The sequence below is a fragment of the Halorientalis persicus genome (assembly GCF_900110215.1).
Taxonomy (GTDB): domain Archaea; phylum Halobacteriota; class Halobacteria; order Halobacteriales; family Haloarculaceae; genus Halorientalis; species Halorientalis persica.
In genome coordinates this window covers 55,614-75,081 of record NZ_FOCX01000005.1, presented here as the reverse complement: position 1 = coordinate 75,081, position 19,468 = coordinate 55,614, and the positions used below count along the sequence as shown (strand labels likewise).

General features: G+C 66.6%; 18 protein-coding genes. 10 read left to right on the top strand and 8 right to left on the bottom strand.

The window, feature by feature from the left end; all coding sequences use genetic code 11:
- The first annotated feature begins 74 nt into the window (after positions 1-74).
- Positions 75-695, top strand: coding sequence for a uracil-DNA glycosylase family protein (locus BMX17_RS07320; protein WP_092658833.1), 621 nt, complete (start codon positions 75-77; stop codon positions 693-695).
- Here BMX17_RS07320 and BMX17_RS07315 read toward each other — a convergent pair whose 3' ends face one another.
- The 3 genes from BMX17_RS07315 to BMX17_RS07305 all read right to left on the bottom strand — a co-directional run bounded on the left by BMX17_RS07315 (position 696) and on the right by BMX17_RS07305 (position 4,410).
- Positions 696-2,093, bottom strand: coding sequence for a sodium-dependent transporter (locus tag BMX17_RS07315; protein WP_092658832.1), 1,398 nt, complete (start codon positions 2,091-2,093; stop codon positions 696-698).
- 114 nt (positions 2,094-2,207) lie between these two features.
- On the bottom strand, positions 2,208-3,587 hold the full coding sequence (locus BMX17_RS07310; RefSeq protein ID WP_092658831.1) for a sodium-dependent transporter: 1,380 nt from the start codon (positions 3,585-3,587) through the stop codon (positions 2,208-2,210).
- Between the two features lie 64 nt (positions 3,588-3,651).
- Entirely contained in the window at positions 3,652-4,410 is a 759-nt protein-coding gene (locus tag BMX17_RS07305) for a DUF7509 family protein (protein WP_211611300.1), read from the bottom strand.
- Between the two features lie 60 nt (positions 4,411-4,470).
- Between BMX17_RS07305 and BMX17_RS07300 the strand changes: the two genes are divergently transcribed.
- Positions 4,471-4,845 carry a winged helix-turn-helix domain-containing protein gene (locus tag BMX17_RS07300; protein ID WP_092658830.1) on the top strand — a complete coding sequence of 125 codons (375 nt, stop codon included), beginning with the start codon at positions 4,471-4,473 and terminating at the stop codon, positions 4,843-4,845.
- Positions 4,846-4,853: 8 nt separating this feature from the next.
- On the opposite strand, the gene BMX17_RS07295 is transcribed toward BMX17_RS07300, so the two are convergent.
- The gene (locus tag BMX17_RS07295) at positions 4,854-5,561 is read right to left on the bottom strand and encodes an SDR family oxidoreductase (protein WP_092658829.1); all 708 of its coding nucleotides are present in this window, start codon (positions 5,559-5,561) and stop codon (positions 4,854-4,856) included.
- Positions 5,562-5,687: 126 nt separating this feature from the next.
- Between BMX17_RS07295 and BMX17_RS07290 the strand changes: the two genes are divergently transcribed.
- Positions 5,688-6,350 (top strand): glycerophosphodiester phosphodiesterase, encoded by a 663-nt coding sequence (locus BMX17_RS07290; RefSeq protein ID WP_092658828.1) that lies wholly within the window; start codon positions 5,688-5,690, stop codon positions 6,348-6,350.
- Positions 6,351-6,525: 175 nt separating this feature from the next.
- On the opposite strand, the gene BMX17_RS07285 is transcribed toward BMX17_RS07290, so the two are convergent.
- Entirely contained in the window at positions 6,526-7,281 is a 756-nt protein-coding gene (locus BMX17_RS07285) for a hypothetical protein (RefSeq protein WP_092658827.1), read from the bottom strand.
- The gene (locus BMX17_RS07280; RefSeq protein WP_170845355.1) at positions 7,278-8,804 is read right to left on the bottom strand and encodes a protein kinase domain-containing protein; all 1,527 of its coding nucleotides are present in this window, start codon (positions 8,802-8,804) and stop codon (positions 7,278-7,280) included. Before BMX17_RS07280 ends, BMX17_RS07285 begins: the two co-directional genes overlap by 4 nt.
- Before the next feature lie 182 nt (positions 8,805-8,986).
- Between BMX17_RS07280 and BMX17_RS07275 the strand changes: the two genes are divergently transcribed.
- The gene (locus BMX17_RS07275; protein WP_092658825.1) at positions 8,987-11,290 is read left to right on the top strand and encodes a methyl-accepting chemotaxis protein; all 2,304 of its coding nucleotides are present in this window, start codon (positions 8,987-8,989) and stop codon (positions 11,288-11,290) included.
- Between the two features lie 2 nt (positions 11,291-11,292).
- On the top strand, positions 11,293-12,012 hold the full coding sequence (locus BMX17_RS07270; RefSeq protein ID WP_092658824.1) for a bacteriorhodopsin: 720 nt from the start codon (positions 11,293-11,295) through the stop codon (positions 12,010-12,012).
- 15 nt (positions 12,013-12,027) lie between these two features.
- On the opposite strand, the gene BMX17_RS07265 is transcribed toward BMX17_RS07270, so the two are convergent.
- Positions 12,028-12,996, bottom strand: a complete 969-nt coding sequence (locus BMX17_RS07265; protein WP_092658823.1) for a transcription initiation factor IIB — start codon at positions 12,994-12,996, stop codon at positions 12,028-12,030.
- 177 nt (positions 12,997-13,173) lie between these two features.
- Here BMX17_RS07265 and BMX17_RS07260 point away from each other — a divergent pair, with 177 nt between their 5' ends.
- The 5 genes from BMX17_RS07260 (at position 13,174) to BMX17_RS07240 (ending at position 18,947) form a co-directional block, all read left to right on the top strand.
- Positions 13,174-13,827, top strand: a complete 654-nt coding sequence (locus BMX17_RS07260; protein WP_092658822.1) for a DUF7979 domain-containing protein — start codon at positions 13,174-13,176, stop codon at positions 13,825-13,827.
- A gap of 325 nt (positions 13,828-14,152) precedes the next feature.
- A complete protein-coding gene (gene sucC, locus BMX17_RS07255) occupies positions 14,153-15,298 on the top strand; it encodes an ADP-forming succinate--CoA ligase subunit beta (protein ID WP_092658821.1) in 1,146 nt (381 codons plus the stop codon).
- Complete coding sequence (sucD, locus tag BMX17_RS07250) at positions 15,295-16,164, top strand: succinate--CoA ligase subunit alpha (RefSeq protein ID WP_092658820.1); 870 nt, start codon at positions 15,295-15,297, stop codon at positions 16,162-16,164. The genes sucC and sucD overlap by 4 nt, the downstream gene beginning before the upstream one ends.
- A gap of 121 nt (positions 16,165-16,285) precedes the next feature.
- Positions 16,286-18,514, top strand: coding sequence for a PAS domain S-box protein (locus tag BMX17_RS07245; protein WP_092658819.1), 2,229 nt, complete (start codon positions 16,286-16,288; stop codon positions 18,512-18,514).
- 196 nt (positions 18,515-18,710) lie between these two features.
- On the top strand, positions 18,711-18,947 hold the full coding sequence (locus BMX17_RS07240; RefSeq protein WP_092658818.1) for an HVO_2901 family zinc finger protein: 237 nt from the start codon (positions 18,711-18,713) through the stop codon (positions 18,945-18,947).
- A gap of 20 nt (positions 18,948-18,967) precedes the next feature.
- Here the strand turns inward: BMX17_RS07240 and BMX17_RS07235 are convergent, their stop codons facing one another.
- Positions 18,968-19,390: an SRPBCC family protein gene (locus tag BMX17_RS07235; RefSeq protein ID WP_092658817.1), complete on the bottom strand. Its 423-nt coding sequence runs from the start codon at positions 19,388-19,390 to the stop codon at positions 18,968-18,970.
- Between the last annotated feature and the right edge of the window lie 78 nt (positions 19,391-19,468).

Genomic DNA, 19,468 nt, shown 5'->3' with positions numbered 1-19,468 from the left:
ACGTTGGCACTCGTGGCCGTCGGTGAGCCGCCGCCAGGCGATTCCTTAACTCCGTGGCCGTCCTGAGAGCCCGTGTGGAAAACGTCACGGACCGCCTGTCGAATCCGTTCGGGATGACCTACCCCTGCGAGCGGCCGGTCCCCGGGTTCGGCGACGCCAACGCGCACTTCCACGTCGTCGGGGACCACCCCGGCGTCCACGGCGGCGCGGCGTCGGGCGTCCCGTTCACCGACTGCCCGGCCGCCGCCCGCCTCCAGCGTGCCCTCGCGGCCGGCGGCCTGCTCGTAGGGACCGGAACACCCCCCGAAGTCGCTGGCACCTTCCTCTCGTATCTGTACCCCTGCGCGGACGACGCGCCGACGGACGGGGACTACGCCGCCGTGGAACCGCAATTCGACGCGGAACTTCGGGCGATCACCGCCCACGTCCTCCTCCCGGTCGGCGAGCGCGCGACCGCACACGTCCTCGAAACCTACACCCCCCATTCGGTGCCCGACGACCCCGAATCACTCCACGCGACAGAGTCCCGCGGCGGCGGCTTTCTCGTCGTTCCTGTGGCCGATCCTGCGGAGTGGACCGACGGGCAAGAGCGGCAACTGGTGGAGTCACTGCGAGAACTCCAGCGGACGGACTACCGACGGGCGGCCGACCTCGGCCGGTTCAGCGCGGACGAGTCGCCCTACTTCGTGCGCTGATCAGAAGGCCGATCCGGGCCGCCGGAGGACGGCGATGGCGGCGGCGACGCCGGCGACGGCCGCCGCGAGCAACCCCGTGGCAGGGACCGCGATGCCGGCGAGTCCGGTCAGGCTCGACAGCAGCGTGAACGTCAGGAATATCGGGAGCACGACGGCGATGGCGACCAGCCACGGGCGACCGAGCGCGCGTGCCAGCGGCCCGGCTCCGGATTCGTACTCCTCGAGTGCCGCTTTCCCGAGCACCCAGCCGTCGAACAGGAGAAAGCCCAGCAGACCGACCGTCAAGGCCAGATTCGCCACGTTGTCGGCGAGCAGGGTGAACAGATCCGACGACAGGGCGGCCCCGCTGCCGGTGACGAGGAAGAGCGCGCCAACACCCGCGGTAGCCCACGATCGGGCGACGTCGTGTTCGTCGACGAGATACGCGACGGGCACCTCGAACAGCGAGATGGACGAGGACAGCGCCGCCAGTGCCACCACGCCGAAGAAGGCGAATCCGATCAGCCGGCTGTAGGGCAACGACTCGAACGCGCCCGCGAGGCTGATGAACAGCGCCCCGGGGCCACCATCGCCGGGCGGGACGCCCAGCGAGAAGAGGACGGGGAAGATGACCAGCCCGGCCAGCAGGCCGACGACGGTGTTGAGGACGGCGATGATCGTCCCGTCGGCGGCCAGCGAGCGGTCTTCACCGAGGTAGGAGGCGTAGGTCAGCATGACGCCCGCACCGACAGAGAGCGTAAAGAGTGCCTGTCCCGCGGCCGCCGCGGCCACGTCGACGAAGTTGGTCTGCAGGTACCCCCAGTCCAGCGAGAGGTAGAACTCGTAGCCGCCGGCCACGTCCGGGAGCGTGCTCGCCCAGACGGCCAGGCCGACGAGCAGGACGACGATGCCGGGGACCATGATCTTCGTCGCCACCTCGATTCCGCGGTCGACGCCGGCGTAGACGACGCCGGCCGTCACGAGCAGGAAGACGACGTGGGCCGCGACCGCGCCGAGGCCGTAGTCGATAGCCCCGAAGAACTGCTGTGGCGCGTCGAAGTACGCGCCCGTGACGCTCCCGAGCAGGTACCGCAGGATCCAGCCGCCGACCACGGAGTAAAACGAGAGGACGACGACGGAAGCGAGCAGGGCGACGCCGCCCATCGGCCGCCAGTTTCGCCCGCCGAGAGCCGAGAACGCCCCGATGGGGTCGCTCCCGCCGCGGCGCCCGATCACGAATTCGCCGAGCAGGCCGGGGACCCCAATCAGCAGGACGAACAGGAGATACAACAGCAGGAAGGCCGCGCCGCCGTTGTCGGCAGTGAACCACGGGAACCGCCAGACGTTCCCGATACCCACGGCGCTTCCGACGGCGGCCAGGATGAAACCGATACGTGTCCGCCACGATGCTCTCGTCATCACTCGCGCCTGTGACCGGACAGCGAAAAACGTGTCGAGACGATCAGAACGGGGCGACGAAGGCCGTCTCGTTTGACAGGAATGGGAGTCGTAGCGACCGGCGAATGCGTCCGGTCAGAGCAGGGGCCAGGGAACTCGTTCCAGCAACCAGGGTCGCAATCCCGGCGGCAGAATGTACGCGCTCTCGGGCGTGTAGAGTTCGTACACGCCGAGTGCCAGCGACAGGCCGACGCCGAGCAACACGATGGTGCGGACCGACCAGAGCCAGGCGACCGCGAGGGACTCGCCGCCGCGGGTCCCCTCACGGATCTCCGCGACAGCCTCGTCGGCGAGTATCCAGCCGACGAACACGACGACGAGGAAGACGACCAGCGGCAGGAACAGGTTGACCGCGACGCCGTCGAACCAGCCCAGCCACGCCGTGTCCAGTGCCGAGGGAACACCGAGCAGGAAGATGACGGACCCGGCGATGGTCGCCAGGCGCTTGCGCGCGTAGCCGTAGTTGTCCACCATGTACGAGACCAGCACTTCCAGCAGACTGATCGCACTCGACAGCGCGGCGATCAGCACGATGAGGAAGAACACGAGGCCGAGGATACCACCGACGGGCAGCTTCGCGAGCGCCGTCGGGATCGAGACGAACACCGCGCCTGGACCCGCCGTATCGGGACTGACGCCCTGTGCGAACAGCAGTGGGAAGGCGACCAGGCCAGCGAGGACACCGATGCCGGTGTTGAAGCCCGCGATGGAGAGCCCGTCGACGCCGAGGTTCTCGTCCTCGCCGACGTAGGAGGCGTAGGTGATCATGACGCTGAACCCGAGCGACAGGGAGAACAGCGCCTGTCCGACCGCGGCCGGGATGACGGACGCGAGGTTGTCCGTGATAGCGCCCAGATCCGGCGAGAGGAAGTAGGCGTACCCCTCGCTGGCACCCGGGAGCGTCACGGCGTAGACGGCGATGCCGACGAGCAAGACGAGGATGGCCGGCACCATTACCGTCGTCGCGCGTTCGATGCCCTCCTCGACGCCGAAGGCGACGATGCTGACCGCGACGAGCATGAACAGGCCGTGGGCCGCCAGCGCCGGCAGGCCGGTCGAGACCGTCCCGAAGTAGGTCGCCGGATCACCGAAGTACGCACCAGAGAGGCTGCCGACGATGTAGCGCATTACCCAGCCGCCGATGACGCTGTAATAGGACAGCACCCAGAACCCGGTGAACACGCCGAGTGCGCCGACGACTTTCCAGGAGGGATGTCCTAGCTTCTCGAACGCGTCGATGGCGTTGAGCTGTGCCCGCCGCCCGATCACGAATTCGGCCAGAATGGCCGGGATGCCGATGAGGACGACCGCGACGAGATACACGAACAGAAAGGCCGCGCCACCGAACTCCGCGGTCTGGAAGGGGAATCGCCAGATGTTGCCCAGACCGACCGCGCTCCCGATGGCTGCGAAGATGAACCCGAGTCTCGTCTTCCAGGTGGCTCGTTCTACCATAACCCGGGCGTTGCGAGGCGGCCGCAAAAAAATTGCGGGAGAGATTCCAGATACCGACAGTTCCTCAGACTATCTCGAACACGTCGCCCTCGACGAATCCAATCAGTTTGTCGAGAAGTTCGTCGCGGTCGGCGAAGTGTGCGATGGGTACGTCGTAGGCTTCGTCCATCTCGTCGATGGAGGCGGAGGCGAACTGCGGTTCGAGGTAGGTTTGTCCGTCGCGCTCCTCTCGTTTCGCCTCGGCGAAGATCCGACAGAGTTCGGGCGGCCGCGACGGATCGTCGTCACGGAGGCCGAAGGACTCCGGGATGGCCCCGGCCTCGGCCCCCGCGCCGGTCGTCAATCCGGCCTTCGTGAAGACGAAGGCGCTGGCATCGCTGGCGGCCGCGAAGGCGACCGACTGGTCGATCACCGGCATTGCCGGACCCTGGGCTCCCTCTTCCTCGACTTCTCGCACCGTCGGGATCGTCACGTCGGTAGCGAGAAACGCCGTCACACCCGGCACCTCCGAGAGTTCGGAACAGAGACCCCGGAGCGTGGCTTCGATGTCGTCCGGGTCCACGTCGGCGTGCCCGTGATCGTGGGGTGCCAGCGGGTCCGGCGGCAGGTCCGAGAACGTCCGGTCCTCGTAGAGATAGCCGGGGTCGAGCAACCGATAGGGACCCATCACGAACACGAGTTTCGTCCCGTCGGCCGCACCCGGGACGGACTCACGGATGATCGACTCCACCGACCGTCCGTCGTGTTCCGTGAGTCCGGTCACGTTCTCACCCGGAACGGCCACGGAAATGAAGCCCGGTGGTCCCGGCCGCCGCGCACTCATTTAATTCTATTGTCTTAATTCGGGTTAAGACTTAACTCGGTCGCCCGGCAAGTGACGGATATGAGCGAACGGACCAAAGAGACACAGGCGGACGGCCAGCGGTCGCAGGCCCGTGAGCGCGTCGAGACGGAGCTTCTGGGGGACGTGCTGGACTTCGACCGCGAACTCGGTCGGCTGGCGGCTGTCGCCAGCGAGGTCCGGTTCCCCATCCTGTACCTGCTGGCCGAGGAAGACGGGCTCAGCTCCGGCGAACTGGCCGAGTTGACGGGCCGGAAACAGCGTGACCTCTACCACCACCTCGACACCCTCGAAGAGACCGCGCTCGTTCGGAAACGGACCCGGGACGGCTCCCGGTTCTACGAACTCTCGGCACTCGGCGACCGGCTGGTCGAACCGCTGTTCGAGACGCTGCGGGAACGCGCTGACGAGCGATAGGGCCGGATTCACGCCTCCCCGTACACCGGAACCGCCGCGCCGCTCGTGACGCTCGTGGCCTCCGAACACAGCGCCAGCACGGTCTGGGCAATGTCGGCCGGGTCGACCCACTCGTCGTGGTCGGCGTCGGGCATCATCTCCCGGTTCATCGGCGTGTCGATGACGCTGGGCATCACCGCGTTGGCCCGGACGGCCCCGCGATTCTCCTCGGCGATGGTCTCGGTCAGCAGGCGCACACCGGCCTTGCTGGCGCGGTAGATTCCGTCGCCCTCGCCGCCTTCCAGCGAGGACCGCGAGGAGACCGAGACGATGGCCCCCTCGCTGTCCTGGAGGTGGGGGAGTGCGTGTTTCGAGGCCAGGAACATCGTCTTCAGGTTCACGTCGAACAGGAAGTCGAAGTCCTCGGCCTCGGTCTCTTCGATGGGCGTGCCGCCGCGCCACGTACCCGCGACGTTACAGAGGTAATCGAGCCCGCCGTTCTCCGCGGCGACGGTCTCGATGGTTTCTGCGACCTCGGCCTCGGCGCTGAAGTCGGCCTGATGGTGACAGACGGGGTCAGGGTCGGCGAGGAAGTCCTCACTGTCCGGACCGACGATGTCGGCACCGCAGACGTCCGCGCCGGCCTCGTGAAACGCCTCGATCACCGCGCTGCCGAGCGCACCCCCTGCACCCGACACCAGTGCGGTCTCGCCGCTGAAGTCGAACTCGACTGGCATGATACGCCGTACCGTCCCGAGCGGCAAAAAACCACGAGTGACCGACGGGGATGCCGGTGCAGGGCGCGACAGCGCGGTTTCTGATAGGGGGAAAACTCTTTCTCCGTGCCCCTCCCAGCGGGGGGCGTGCGCTGTATTGCCCACAGGGGATTCGCCGAGGTCAACCCGGAGAACACAGTCACAGCTGTCCGGTCGGCAGCCGAACACACGGACGTTATCGAGATCGACGTGCGCCGGTGTGGGTCGGGCGAACTCGTCGTGATCCACGACGAGACCGTCGAGCGGGTGACCGACGGGACCGGCCGGGTCGCGGAGTTGTCCGCCGACGAACTGACCGCTCTCGACGTCCTCGAATCAGGCGAAGGCGTCCCGACGCTCCCGTCGCTCCTCGAGTCCATACCCGGGGGTGTCGAACTCGTCTTCGACCTCAAGGAGGACGGTGTCGCGGCAGACGCGCTGGACGCGGCCGACGACGCCGGGATCGACGTTCTCGTCTCGGCGTTCTCCGCCGACGTTCTCGAGGCCGCGAGCGAGGCGGGTGCGGATCGACTGGCCTTCCTCGCCGCCGAGGGCGACGAGCAGGGGATGCTCAACGTGGCCCGCGACCTGGGCTGTGAAGCGATCCATCCACACTGGCAACTCTGTGTCGACGAGTTCGTCGACCGCGCCCACGAGGCAGGACTCGATGTCAACGCCTGGACTGTCCCGTCGCGCCACGACACCGCGGCACTCGCCGAGGTCGGCGTCGACGGCGTCATCGTCGACCGGCCCGCCGTCTGTGACGACTGAGCCGCGACTGCTCGGTGCGAAGCGGGACACGAAGCGACCAGAAAGCGGCCGCTACCGGCGTCGAACGGAAAGAAGGGTGGGGGGATGGTGGGGGTGGCACAGAAATCTGTGCCAGTAGTTCGCTTTCAGTGTGACACAGACATAAATCTATCGCCGGTCGTGGTCGAACGAACTCTCAGAGGCCCGCCACGTTCTGCCGGAGTTTGATTGTCGCGGTCATCAGCGTCGTCGCGGTCATGATGACGAACACGACCTGAATGTGCCGGACGACGCCGACGGTGAGTCCGACCAGCAGGGTGAGGTCGACCACTAGCACGAGCAACGCGAACGCGACGACGGGGAGCAGGTGGCGCAGGAGTGAATCGAGCAGGGTGCCCCGGACCGCGGACCGGGTCAACTGTCGCCGGCCGTAGGTCAGGCCGTAGCCGGCGACGACGAGTGCGGCAACGCCCTCGACGGCGGTCAGCACGTCCGTCGGGCCGAAGATCCCGGACAGGAACAGACTCGTCGTTACCAACACCCCGAAGCCGACCTCGACGGACCGGCGGGTGGCCGGTTGGTCCTCGGCGGTCCGGCCGGCGTCGGCCAGCGCCTCGTTGGTGTTGATCTCCCGCATCGTCAGCGCGAGCGTGAGCAGGAAGGCGAGCAACACGCCGTCGCGGTACGGGGTAGTCAGGACCGCGTCGGCGGTGGTGACGGCCGTCGCAGCTTCGACGACGCCGAGCGCGCCGTACAGCGCGGCGGTCAATCCGACCAGCAACAGGTAGTTCCACAGCGTCGATTGGGCCTCGATCTCGGTACGTTCGCCGTTGAGGTACGCGTAGAGTCCGAACCGGACGCCGAGCACGAACATCAGGGAGAAGGCGATGAAAAAGACGAACGCGAGGCCGGCGTCCTGGCCGAACACCGAGGTCTGGAGCGGGACGGTCACTCCACCGCCCTCCGTTCGAGTTCCCGGGCGATCTGGGTCGCCGTCTCGTAGCGCGTGAGCTTCTGTTTGGCCATCGCCGTCCCCAACACGTCGTCGAGCCACGCCGGGATCTCGGGGTTGATCTCCGAGGGCAGCGGCGGTGTCGACTCGAGGACGCCGGTTCGTACCTCGCCGTAGGTGCCCTGGAACGGCGGCCGGCCGGTGACGAGGTAGTAGATCACAGCCCCGAGCTGGTAGATGTCGGTGGCGTGGTCCACGGCGCCGTACGCGCGGTCGAAATATTCGGGAGCGGCGAAGCGAGGGTCGAGCAGCGACGCGGGGTCGACGTACATCCGCATCGCAGTCAGCAGACCGACGTTCGAAACCAGTGGCCGCTGTCGGTTCGCGATGGTCGTGCCTGTATAGACCACACTGTAAGGATCGATGCCGGCGTGGACGACGCCGCGCTGGTGGATGGCAGCGACCGCCTCGGCGACCCTGCGTCCGCTCCAGATCGCTTCGTCGAGGGAGAGATCGAGCCGGTCGTATAGCGACTCCGCGGTGAACGCCGCCGCCATCCACAGCGAGGGATCGGTACCCCAGTCGTAGAGAGTCGCAACCCCGTCGTGGTCGGAGACGGCCGCCCAGTTTTCGAGTTGGTTCGCTACGCTGGCCTCGAACCCGGCCCCGTCTTCGGGCGGGTCGAACAGGCCCAGTGCGACGCCGTCTTCGGACCCGTCGACGGTCGCCCGCGTCCGGTAGACGGTCGCGAAACGGCCATCGATCCCGCGTGAAACGACCTGTAGCTCGTCGAACCGGCTGTTCGCGGCGATCCGATCGAGGCCGACGGTGTCTGCCACCGCCGCCAGCTCGGCCGCCTGTTCCCGGCGCTGGGCGGCCGGTGACCGGGGCGCGTCCGTGTCTTCGACATCCGCTTCGACAGCCTCGTCAGCTGTCTCACCGTCCTCGGCGTCGGTTGCCGTCCCGTCCGGTTCGTCGGCTAGCCGGTCTCGTGCGTCGTCGCCCCGGGTGTCCTCGGGCGGGCCGGCGACGGCCTCCCCTTCCTCGCGGTAGACGCGCTGGGGGCCGGGCGATCCAGCTTCGGCAGGCGTCTGCGTCCGGCCCACGTCCCGGTTCCGTTCGGGCTGCCCGACGTAGTCGCTCCGGGCGAACCCCTGTGAGAGCTCCAGATAGCGACGACGGCGGTCGCGTTCGTCGGCTTCCTCGGCCAGGTCTTCGAGGACACCGTCGACCCGGTCGGGGTAGCGCCCCCGGAGATAGCCCAGGGTGTGCCGGGTCTCCAGCTGGCGGGTGTCGGCGACCAGCCGATCCGCGAGCCGCCTGGCGATGGCCTCGACGAGATCCGGGTTCGCGGTCGCCACCAGTGTCAGCGCCCACGCAGCCGAGAGCCGCGACTCCTGGTCGCCCGCGTCCAGCGCGGCCAACAGCGTCGGAATCTGGGCCCGCTCTCCGGCTGGATCCGCCAGCACCGCCCGGACAGCGGCGCCGATCTCCGCCGACGCGTTCTCACCTGGCTCTGCCATGGAATCGTCCTGACCTGTCGTGGCTTTGGCACCATCCGTCATGACTGTTTTGCTGATTCCCGCCGACGAGGCGCCTATCGGGTCAGCTATCGAAACCGAATCGCGGCCGGACGGCCACAGGAGTTATCAGGTCTGAGAACCGCGGAGGAAGCCTTACTAGAGGACAGTCGAGTGTTTAGTCAATGACAGCGGATCGGGATTCACTCCTCCCGGCGTTCGTCAGCAAGCGATACACGAGACGGCTCGGGTTCGCACTGGCGCTAGCCATTCTCGTCGTGGTCGTTTCGGGTGCCGTGATCAACGCCCAGGCGCAGGCGACGCTCCAGGAGGACGTACAAGACCAGCTCGTGACCAGCGCCGAAACTCGCGCACAGCAACTGGACACGTGGATGGGTGCGGTGAAAGGTGACGTACGGACGACGGCCGAACTGTCGGTCTTCGCGTCCGGCGATCGGGCGGCGATCAACGACGCGCTCCGGTCGCGGGTCGCGAACGACCGCGTCCCCAAGGACGTGGTGGCGGTCCACTACCTGAACACGTCGAGCATGACCTTCGAGGCGAGCTCGAACGAGCAGTTCGTCGGGGTCAGCCCGGCCGATCAGGGCGCACCGTTCGCGACCGACCCACCGAACTTCGACGGGCCCTCCGACGTGTACATCTCCGAACCCTTCCGCGTCCCCATCGCCGACCATCCGATCCTGGCCGTCGTGACGCCGGTCCCGGGGGCCGAGGACAAGGCGCTCGTGTATATGACCGATTTGGCGAGTCGGACGGAGGCACTCTCGGCGGCGCGTGGCAACACCTCGACCGTCGTCGTCGACGACCAGGGCCGGTACGTCGCTCACCCGAACACCTCGATGATCATGACCGAACACGAGGGCGGGAGTGGCGAGACGCAGTTCATGGAGCGGGACCTGCACGGTGAGACTATCGTGATGGGCATGGCCGGGATGTCCGCCCAGGACTGGACCGTGATGGTCCACAGTCCCGCCCAGCAGGCCTACGCGCTCGGCGATCAGATCAGCGCCGACCTGATCGGGCTCATCCTGCTCGCCGTCATCAACCTCGGCCTCGTCGGCGTGACCATCGGGAGCGGGACGGCGATCTCTTTGCGCCGGCTGGCCGGCCGGGCCGAGTCGATGGCGGACGGGAACCTCGACGTGGACCTGAACACCGTCCGTGACGACGAGATCGGGACGCTGTACGACTCGTTCGACCGGATGCGCGGGTCGCTGCGCTCGAAGATTCGGGAGACCGAAGACGCCAAAGAAGCGGCCGAGACGGCCAAAAAGGAGGCCGAACAGGCACGCGAGGAGGCGGAACGCGAGCGCGAGGAGGCACAGGCACTGAACGATCAGCTCCAGCGGAAAGCCGAGGACTACGGAGCGGTCCTCGGGGCCGTCGCGGACGGGGACCTCACGGCGCGGGCCGACACCGACGCCGAGAACGAGGCGATGGCCGAAATCGGCACGGCGATCAACGAGGCGATCACGGACCTCGAAGCGACCGTCGCCAACACGCAGGCGTTCGCGGAGAACGTCCTCCAGTCCAGTCGGGAGGTCGACCAGAGCGCGACGACGGTCGAGGAAGCCAGCCAGCAGGTCCGGGAGTCCATCCGGGAGATCTACGACGGCGCGAGCGAACAGTCCGACTCGCTCCAGGACGCCGCCGGCGAGATGGAGAACCTCTCGGCGACGGCCGAAGAAGTCGCCTCCTCGGCCCAGGAGGTCGCCGACACGTCCCAGAAAGCCGCCGAAGTCGGCGAGACCGGCCGGGAGGCCGCCCAGGAGGCTATCCAGGGCATGAGCGCCATCGAGGAGGAGACCGACCGCACGGTCGAAGAGATGAACGCCCTCGACGAGGAACTGTCCGAGATCGGCGACATCGTGAGCGTCATCACGAACATCGTCGAGCAGACGAATATGCTCGCGTTGAACGCCTCCATCGAGGCCGCGCGGGCGGGCGAGGCCGGCGAAGGCTTCGCCGTCGTCGCCGACGAGGTCAAACAGCTGGCGGAGGAGACCAAAGACGCCGCCAACGACATCGAACAGCGGATCGACCGCGTCCAGAGCCAGGCCGGCGACACCGTCGAGACGATGGAGCAGACCCAGGACCGGATCACCGACGGCGTCGCGACGGTCGAGGACGCCGTCGACGCCCTGGAGACCATCGTGGAGTACACGGAGGAACTCGACACGGGCATCCAGGAGATCGACGACGCGACGGCCGAACAGGCCCGGACCGCCCAGGAGGTGATGGGCACCATCGACCACCTGACGGCGATCAGCCAGCAGACCTCCTCGGAGGCCAACACGGTGGCCGAGGCGGCCGACGAACAGACCGACTCCATCGACGAGGTGGCGAACAACGCCGAAGCGCTGCAGGCGCGGGCACAGGAGCTATCGAATCTCCTCGACCGGTTCGAGGCGGAAGCGCTCAATGCGGCCGCGGGGTCGTCGAACACGACCGCGACTACTGACGACTGACTATGACGGACATCACAACCTGGTTCACGCTCGGGACGCTCGGAATGATCGGCGGGACGCTCGCGATGGGATACGCGCTGTGGCGCGCGCCCGGCGAGCGCGCTCGCGAGGACTGGCTGCTGATCGGCGTCGGGGTGACGGCCGCAGTGGCTTACGCCCTTCTGAGCGCCGAGATCGGGACGCTCCAGGCCATGGACGGCCACACTGTATACGTGGTTCGGTACATCGACTGGCTGTTGACCACGCCGATGCACGTGGCGTATCTGGCCCTGCTCGTCGGCGTCACCGGCCGGTACCTCTGGGAGGTCGCCGGCGTGCAGGCCCTGACCATCGTGCTGGGCCTGGCCGGGGCGTACGTCGAGGGACCGCTGAAGTGGATCCTGTTCGCCGCCGGTGGCCTGGCGTTCGTCCGCGTACTCTACCTGCTGTACGGGCCGATCACCGACGCCGCTCGCACGGGCAACGAGGACGTGGCCGGCACGCACCGGACCCTGTTGAACTTCATCGCGGTGCTGTGGCTGATCTATCCGGTCATCTGGGTGCTGGCCCAGAGCGGTCTCGGCCTGCTGGACCTGGAGACGCAGGCGCTCGTCGTCACGTACATCGACGTGGTAGCGAAGATCGGATTCGGCCTGATCGCGCTCAACGGTCGCGCGGTCTCGTCGCTGGTCGGGTCCGACGACGCCGCACCCGCCGCTGAAGACGTTTCGACGGCGGACTGAGAAAGAGTCGGCGTCTTACCGGACGCCGATGGCTTCGATCTGTTCCTGGTAGCGGTTCCGGATGGTGACCTCGGTCACCTGGGCCACGTCGGCGACTTCACGCTGGGTCTTTTTTTCGTTACAGAGCAGGGAGGCGGCGTAGATGGCCGCGGCGGCGTAGCCGGTCGGGGACTTGCCCGAGAGCAGGCCCTTCTCGGCTGTCTCGTCGATGATGTCGTTGGCCTTGGACTGAACCTCCTCGCTGAGGTTCAGGTCCGAGGCGAAGCGGGGGACGTACTGTTTGGGGTCGACCGGCTCCATCTTCAGGGACAGTTCCTGAGCGACGTAGCGGTAGGTCCGGCCGATCTCTTTCTGGTCGACCCGTGACACGTCCGAGACTTCTTCCAGCGAGCGCGGGATGCCCTCCTGGCGACAGGCGGCGTACAGACAGGACGTGGCGACGCCCTCGATGGAACGGCCACGGATCAGGTCCTCGTTGAGCGCCCGCCGATAGATGACGGAGGCGACCTCCCGGACCGAACGCGGGACGCCAAGCGCGGACGCCATCCGGTCGATCTCGCTGAGCGCGAACTGGAGGTTGCGCTCGCCGGCGTCTTTGGTCCGGATGCGCTCCTGCCACTTCCGGAGCCGGTGCATCTGGCTCCGCTTCTCCGAGGACAGCGACTGCCCGTAGGCGTCTTTGTCCTTCCAGTCGATCTGTGTGGTCAGCCCCTTGTCGTGCATCGTCTGGGTCGTCGGCGCGCCCACGCGGGACTTGCTCTGTCGCTCGCTGTGGTTGAACGCGCGCCACTCGGGACCCCGGTCGATGTTCTCCTCTTCGATCACCAGCCCGCAGTCCTCACAGACGATTTCACCCCCGTCAGCGCTCGATACCAGGTTTGCTGACTCGCACTCGGGACAACTCTGCATCTCCTCGTCGTCCCCAGTCTCTTTCTCGGTCTCTCGGTCCTGCTCGCGCTCCCGCTGGCGACTCGGACGAACCATCGTTCTTATATAGAACAAGCAGGAGCATATAAAAACCCTTCGGTACGTCAGTCGGCACCAAACCACCCACCGGAGGTGGTGGGTTCCCGCAGCGACGATATCGACGGTACGGGGCCACTGCCCGGTGATTTACCTCACGAAAAGCTTACGTTCGGGGACAGAAATGTGTCCGGACGAATGGACGACCATCGGGTTCTCGGGGTGGGGCTACTGGTGATCGCGGTGCTGTTGCTCGCGAATCCGCTGTATCTCTACCCGAATCCGGACGAAGTGAACGAGGTGCGGGTGCTTGACTCGTACAACGGGACGGCCGCGGCCAACTACACGTACGAGAATCTGTCGAGTCGGGCCCAGACGCTCGTCGACCGCGCCCAGGCCGCCGACTCCGGCCGGATCACCTTCCGTGGGAACGAGAACCGACCGGCGGAGTTCACGTTCGTCCAGACCGATCAGGCTGTCCGGGTCGAAGGCGAAGTCTACCGGATCGAGCGCGGCGACGAGCAGTTCTACGTCTGGACGCTCAGCCGCCCGGGGCTGGGCACCGAATCGAACCGGTCGCAGGGACTGTTCGGACTCGGAGTCGTCCTCGCCGCCATGGGTGCGCTCTATCTCCGGCGACCACAGCCCCTCGACATCGGGGGCGGCATCGCAGGCGCGGGAGCCCTGTTGCTCTTGTTCAACCTCGACTACCGATACACCGAACTGCTCGGTGGGTTGAGCGTCCTCGGTAGCTGGGTGGTCATCCTCCTGACGCTTTTGGCCGCCATCGTCGGCCTCGGCTATCTCGTCTACCGGACGATGCGAGAGCGACGGCTTGCCGGCGAGTTCTGACACCGAACCCTCGAACCGACCAGTCCTGTCACTCGGGAGTCAAGCGAAAGGCCGTTCGGTCAGGGAGAGACGACCGAACGGGGGAAAGTGGGTGGGAAACGGGGGTGGGGAATGGGGGTGTGGCACTGTTACGTGCCAACACCATGGTCGACGAGTTTATTCGTATTTAATTTTGGGTTCAAATTATCACGTTTGAATCTGGACATAACTTTGGATAATACGGGAAGCGTTCGACGGATCGGCACGTGAGACATGTCGGTTCGTGGGAACACCGGGCAGAGACCGGGTGGATTTAAGCGGGTCGCGGGCGCTGTTGACGGTGGTAATGAAGCTCCACGAGTACCAGGCAAAACGGGTCTTCGCGGAGGCGGGTATCCCCACCCCCGACGCGGAACTCGCCGAGACCGTCGACGAGGCGGTCGACGCGGCCGAGAGCATCGGCTATCCGGTCGCGATCAAGGCACAGGTACAGGTCGGCGGGCGCGGCAAAGCCGGCGGAATCAAGCTCGTCGACGACGCCGACGAGGCCCGCGAGGCCGCCGAGGACATCCTCGGGATGGACCTCAAAGGCTACCACGTCGACCGCGTGCTGGTCGAGGAGGCCGTCGACTTCACCAACGAGTTGTACGTCGGCGTGACGATGGACCGCGGCGAGGGCAAGCCCGTCGCCATGGTCTCGACACGCGGCGGCGTCAACATCGAGGAAGTCGCGGCCGAGGACCCCGACGCCATCGCCCGCGAACACGTCGACCCAGCCTTCGGGATGCACCCCTACCAGGCCCGCAAGGCCGTCTTCGACGCCGGGGTCAACCGAGCGGTCGCGAACGACGTGGCCAGCGTTCTGACGACGCTGTACGACCTCTGGGAGGCGAAAGACGGCTCGGACGCCGAGATCAACCCCCTGATGGTCACCGCAGACGACGAGGTCATCGCCGCCGACGCGGTCATGAACATCGACGGCGACGCCCTGTTCCGCCAGCCCGAACTGGCCGAGATGCAGGAGGAGGCCGCCGAGGACGACCTCGAAGCCAAGGCCAACGACTACGGCTTCGACTACGTCCGCCTCGACGGCAACGTCGGCATCATCGGCAACGGCGCGGGTCTCGTGATGACGACGCTCGACCTCGTCGACCACTACGGCGGCCAGCCCGCCAACTTCCTCGACATCGGTGGCGGTGCGAAGGCCGAACGCGTCACGAACGCCCTCGATATGGTGTTCTCCGACGAGAACGTCGACGCCGTCGTGTTCAACATCTTCGGCGGGATCACGCGCGGTGACGAGGTCGCCCAGGGGATCAACGAGGCACTGGAGGCCTTCGACGAGATCCCCAAGCGGGTCGTCGTCCGACTCGCCGGGACCAACGCCGAGGAAGGCATGGAGATTCTGAACACGGACCTCGTGACCGTCGAGAAGACGCTGGAAGACGCCGTCCAGCGTGCGGTCGAATACGCTGAGGAGGACTCACAATGAGTGTACTAGTCGACGAAGACACCCGCGTCGTGGTGCAGGGCATCACGGGCGGAGAAGGCAAGTTCCACACCGAACAGATGCTCGAGTACGGGACGAACGTCGTCGCCGGTGCGGTCCCGGGCAAGGGCGGCCAGGAGGTCGCCGGCGTGCCCGTCTACGACACCGTCGACCGCGCGGCCCGCGAGGAGGACGCCAACGCGGCCGTCGTGTTCGTGCCGCCCGCGTTCGCGGCCGACGCCTGTTTCGAGGCGCTGGACGCCCCGGTCGATCTGGTGGTCGCCATCACCGAGGGCATCCCGACCCAGGACATGAGCAGGGTCTACCGCAAACTGCAGGAGACCGACACCCACCTCGTGGGCCCGAACTGCCCCGGCGTCATCACCCCTGGCGTCGCCAAACTCGGCATCCTGCCGGGCAACATCTTCTCGTCGGGCAACGTCGGCCTGGTCTCCCGGTCGGGCACCCTGACCTACCAGGTCGTCGACAACCTGACCGAGCGCGGCCTCGGCCAGACCACCGCCATCGGCATCGGCGGCGACCCGATCATCGGGACGGACTTCATCGACGCCCTCGAACTGTTCGAGGCCGATCCCGACACCCACGCGGTCGTCATGTGCGGTGAAATCGGCGGCGAGGACGAGGAAGACGCCGCCCGGTACATCGGTGCGAACATGGACACGCCTGTCGTGGGCTTCATCGCCGGCCGGACGGCCCCGCCGGGCAAGCGGATGGGCCACGCCGGTGCGATCGTCTCCGGCAGCGGGACCGGGACCGCACAGTCGAAGATCGACGCCCTGGAGAACGCTGGCACGCCCGTCGGTGACACGCCCGAGGAAGTCGCCGACCACGTCGAGAACATCCTGTAGCCGTCACGTCTGCCGCCCCACCCGCCGGACCCGCCGGGCTGGCGGCGCTCCCGGCCGTTCGAGGAAGCTTCCGATAGTTTTACGGGATAGATTAAACAATTGCGTTAGCAATCCAAGCACAATGACAGCCTCGTCTGCGGCGTCGCTCTCGGTCGTCGGCGTCGGGATCGACGGCCGATTGTTGAATCGGTCCGCGTCCCTGGTTTCCGCGTCGGGAGCGGCCGCTGTCGAGACCGTCGCGACAGGTGACGAGGCCCGCTCGCAGGTGGCTGCGGCCGACTGTCTCGTCACGACCTATCGCCTTCCGGACACTGACGGGGTGACGCTGATCGAGGAGATTCGAGCCGAGTACCCGAACTTTCCGGTCATCATGGTCACCGAGCAGTCCGACGACCGGGTGGCCAGCGAGGCCATCAGTGCGGGCGTGACCGACTACGTCAGGCGTGACGGCGACGACCCGGCGGTCAGATTGGCCACAGCGATCGAGGACGGCGTGGACGCCTACGAGAGCGAGCAGGCCCTGCGCGAGAGCGAACAGCGGTACCGGACGCTGGTCGAGCGCAGTCACGACGGCATCTACATCTATCAGGACGACAGTTTCCTGTTCGTCAACGAGCGGATCGCGGAGATCACCGGCTACGAGCCCGAACAGCTGTACGAGATGGAGATTTGGGACCTGCTCCACCCGGACGACCGCGAGTGGGTGAAAGAAGTCGGTGAGCGGCGTCGTGACCCGGGCGAGTCGGCACCCAACACGTACGAGGCCAGAGTGGTTCGCAACGACGGCGAGATCCGCCACCTGGAGTTTTCCGTCCAGACGACGACCTACGACGGTGAGGCGGCCGTGCTGGGGTCGGTCCGGGACGTGACCGAGCGCCGCCGACAGGAGCGGGAACTCGCCGAAAAAAAGGAGTTCATCGAGACGATTCTGGACACACTCGAGGACGTGATCTTCGTGTTCTCGCTGGAGGGAGACCTGCTGCGCTGGAACGACCAGCTCTGTGCAGTGACCGGCTACACGGACGAGGAACTCGACGAGATGCGTGCGTTCGACCTGCTCCCCGAGGAGTATTACGACGAGGCCGTCCGGAAGGTCCGGGACGCCGTCTCGACCGGGAGCGCGGTAATCGAGGCCGAAGTCCGGACCAAGGACGGGCGACTGCTCCCCTTCGAGTTCCGGGGTGCACCGCTGTCCGACGAGGACGGCGAGATCGACGCCATCGCGGGCGTCGCCCGGGACATCAGCGAGCGCCTGGCCCGCGAGGAGGAACTCGTCCAGTACCAGACCATCGTCGAGGCCGTCGGGGACGCGGTGTACACGCTCGACGAGACGGGTGAGATCACGTTCGTCAACGACGCCTTGCTGTCGGTGACCGGTTACGAGGAGGAGGAACTGCTCGGCGAGTTCGTCGGCAAAGTGATGCGCCAGCAGGACGTGGAGACGGCCCGGGAGCTCATCGGGGAACTGCTAGAGAGCGAGGAACGGACGCGAGCGACCTTCGAGATGGAGGCGATCGGGAAGGACGGCACGCACCTCACCTGCGAGGACAACATGGCGCTGCTCGTGTCCGACGGGGAGTTCCGCGGGACCGCCGGCGTCGTCCGGGACATCTCCCAGCGGAAGGAACGGGAACAGCAGTTGCGCCGGCAGAACGAACGGCTCGACCGGTTCGCCAGCGTCGTCTCCCACGACCTCCGGAACCCACTGAACGTCATCCTCGGGCGGGTCGACATCGCGCGCGACCGCCCGGGCGAGGAACACCTCGACGCCATCGAACGGTCCGCGCTCCGGATGGAGCGGATGATCGACGACCTCCTGACGCTGGCCCGGGACGGCCAGACCGTCGGCGAGACCGAACCCATCGACCTGGAGTCGGCGGTCCGGCGCGCCTGGAAGAACGTCGAGACCTACGAGGCGTCGTTGCACCTCGACGGCGACCTCGGGACGCTCCCGGCCGACAGCGCCAGGCTGGCGTCACTGCTCGAGAACCTCTTCCGCAACGCGGTCGAACACGGTGGCGAGACTGTCAGCGTCACCGTCGGCCCGATCAGTGATCCCGAAAGCGTCGCCGACGGCGGGCACGGGGTGTCGGGCTTTTACGTCGAGGACGACGGCCCAGGTATTCCCGAGTCGGAGCGCGACCACGTGTTCGATTCGGGCTACTCCACGTCCGACGAAGGGACTGGCCTCGGGCTGGTGATCGTGAAGGATATCGCCGAGGCCCACGACTGGACGCTCCGGGTCACCGACGGATCGAACGGCGCAGGCGGTGGCTCGGCGAACGACCGAAGCGAGTCGTCCGGCGGTGCCCGGTTCGAGATCGGCGGCATCGACTGGAGCGACCACTGAGTCGACAGTAAAGCAGTGCATACCGTATCGTAGTGTCCTGTTGTCCCCCCGTTCAACGGCCTGAGAATCACCCTGTGGGAACCCTCGCCTGGGCCGTCCCCACGCCTCCTGTGGATTGGAACGGATCGTTCCGCTCGAATCCGGCGGCATGAACGTTCCGGTGCAGATATAAGGTTCGATTCGAATTGTGTCTAGTATGGCTCACACCTGCAGGAACTGCAAGCGGACGTTCGCTACGGAACTCGAACTCGACCTCCACCGAGACACGTGTTCCGAGGGCCAGTTGTTCTGTGACAACTGTGGCGAACGCTTTACAGAGCGGTCGGCGACGACAGACGGGTGGCACTATCGCTGCCCGACCGAGGACTGCGACGGCGAGGGTATCGGCGAGGACATACATCAGGTAGCGAACGCACGCGTCGCGAAACAGTAATTCACTCGCAGTTCTGCGGTTTACGCCTCGGCTAGCCGTGCCAGGTCCTGCAGGGCCCGCGCACACACCGGCGCGTACCCGCCGGCCAGCACCGGAATCTCGAACACGACCCGACAGGGTCGGTCGCCCTCCACACGGTGTCCGGTCGCCGGAATTTTCGCCACCCGCCAGGTCCATCGCCCGTCCCGACAGCTCGTGATCTCGAACGGAACCCAGAGCCCACCGACCGTCTCGACCCGGCCGGTCGTGCCGGCGGCGATCTGGCGGGTGTCGCAGTCGACGGCCCGGACCGACGGCCCCCACGCCGGCCAGCGTTCGGTGTCGGTCAGGAAGTCCCACAGAACTTCGGCGGGCGCGTCGATCTCCCGGCTCACACAGAGCCGTCGCCCATCGGGCGTCCGCTCGATGCCGACACGCACGTCGCCGAACTCACGGCCGAGCATACCGGATGGGAGGCCGCCACGGGCAAAACGCTTTCCAGCCACTGATAATCGGGTGCCAAGTTATACAGTGTCCGCTTG

Bases quoted from the DNA above. Each gene is read 5' to 3' on its own strand.
- BMX17_RS07270 (WP_092658824.1), top strand. From the start codon at position 11,293: ATGACGGACATCACAACCTGGTTCACGCTCGGGACGCTCGGAATGATC.
- BMX17_RS07265 (WP_092658823.1), bottom strand. From the start codon at position 12,996: ATGGTTCGTCCGAGTCGCCAGCGGGAGCGCGAGCAGGACCGAGAGACC.
- BMX17_RS07305 (WP_211611300.1), bottom strand. From the start codon at position 4,410: ATGAGTGCGCGGCGGCCGGGACCACCGGGCTTCATTTCCGTGGCCGTT.
- BMX17_RS07260 (WP_092658822.1), top strand. From the start codon at position 13,174: ATGGACGACCATCGGGTTCTCGGGGTGGGGCTACTGGTGATCGCGGTG.
- BMX17_RS07310 (WP_092658831.1), bottom strand. From the start codon at position 3,587: ATGGTAGAACGAGCCACCTGGAAGACGAGACTCGGGTTCATCTTCGCA.
- BMX17_RS07235 (WP_092658817.1), bottom strand. From the start codon at position 19,390: ATGCTCGGCCGTGAGTTCGGCGACGTGCGTGTCGGCATCGAGCGGACG.
- BMX17_RS07240 (WP_092658818.1), top strand. From the start codon at position 18,711: ATGGCTCACACCTGCAGGAACTGCAAGCGGACGTTCGCTACGGAACTC.
- BMX17_RS07280 (WP_170845355.1), bottom strand. From the start codon at position 8,804: ATGGCAGAGCCAGGTGAGAACGCGTCGGCGGAGATCGGCGCCGCTGTC.
- BMX17_RS07300 (WP_092658830.1), top strand. From the start codon at position 4,471: ATGAGCGAACGGACCAAAGAGACACAGGCGGACGGCCAGCGGTCGCAG.
- BMX17_RS07245 (WP_092658819.1), top strand. From the start codon at position 16,286: ATGACAGCCTCGTCTGCGGCGTCGCTCTCGGTCGTCGGCGTCGGGATC.
- sucC (WP_092658821.1), top strand. From the start codon at position 14,153: ATGAAGCTCCACGAGTACCAGGCAAAACGGGTCTTCGCGGAGGCGGGT.
- sucD (WP_092658820.1), top strand. From the start codon at position 15,295: ATGAGTGTACTAGTCGACGAAGACACCCGCGTCGTGGTGCAGGGCATC.
- BMX17_RS07315 (WP_092658832.1), bottom strand. From the start codon at position 2,093: ATGACGAGAGCATCGTGGCGGACACGTATCGGTTTCATCCTGGCCGCC.
- BMX17_RS07295 (WP_092658829.1), bottom strand. From the start codon at position 5,561: ATGCCAGTCGAGTTCGACTTCAGCGGCGAGACCGCACTGGTGTCGGGT.
- BMX17_RS07275 (WP_092658825.1), top strand. From the start codon at position 8,987: ATGACAGCGGATCGGGATTCACTCCTCCCGGCGTTCGTCAGCAAGCGA.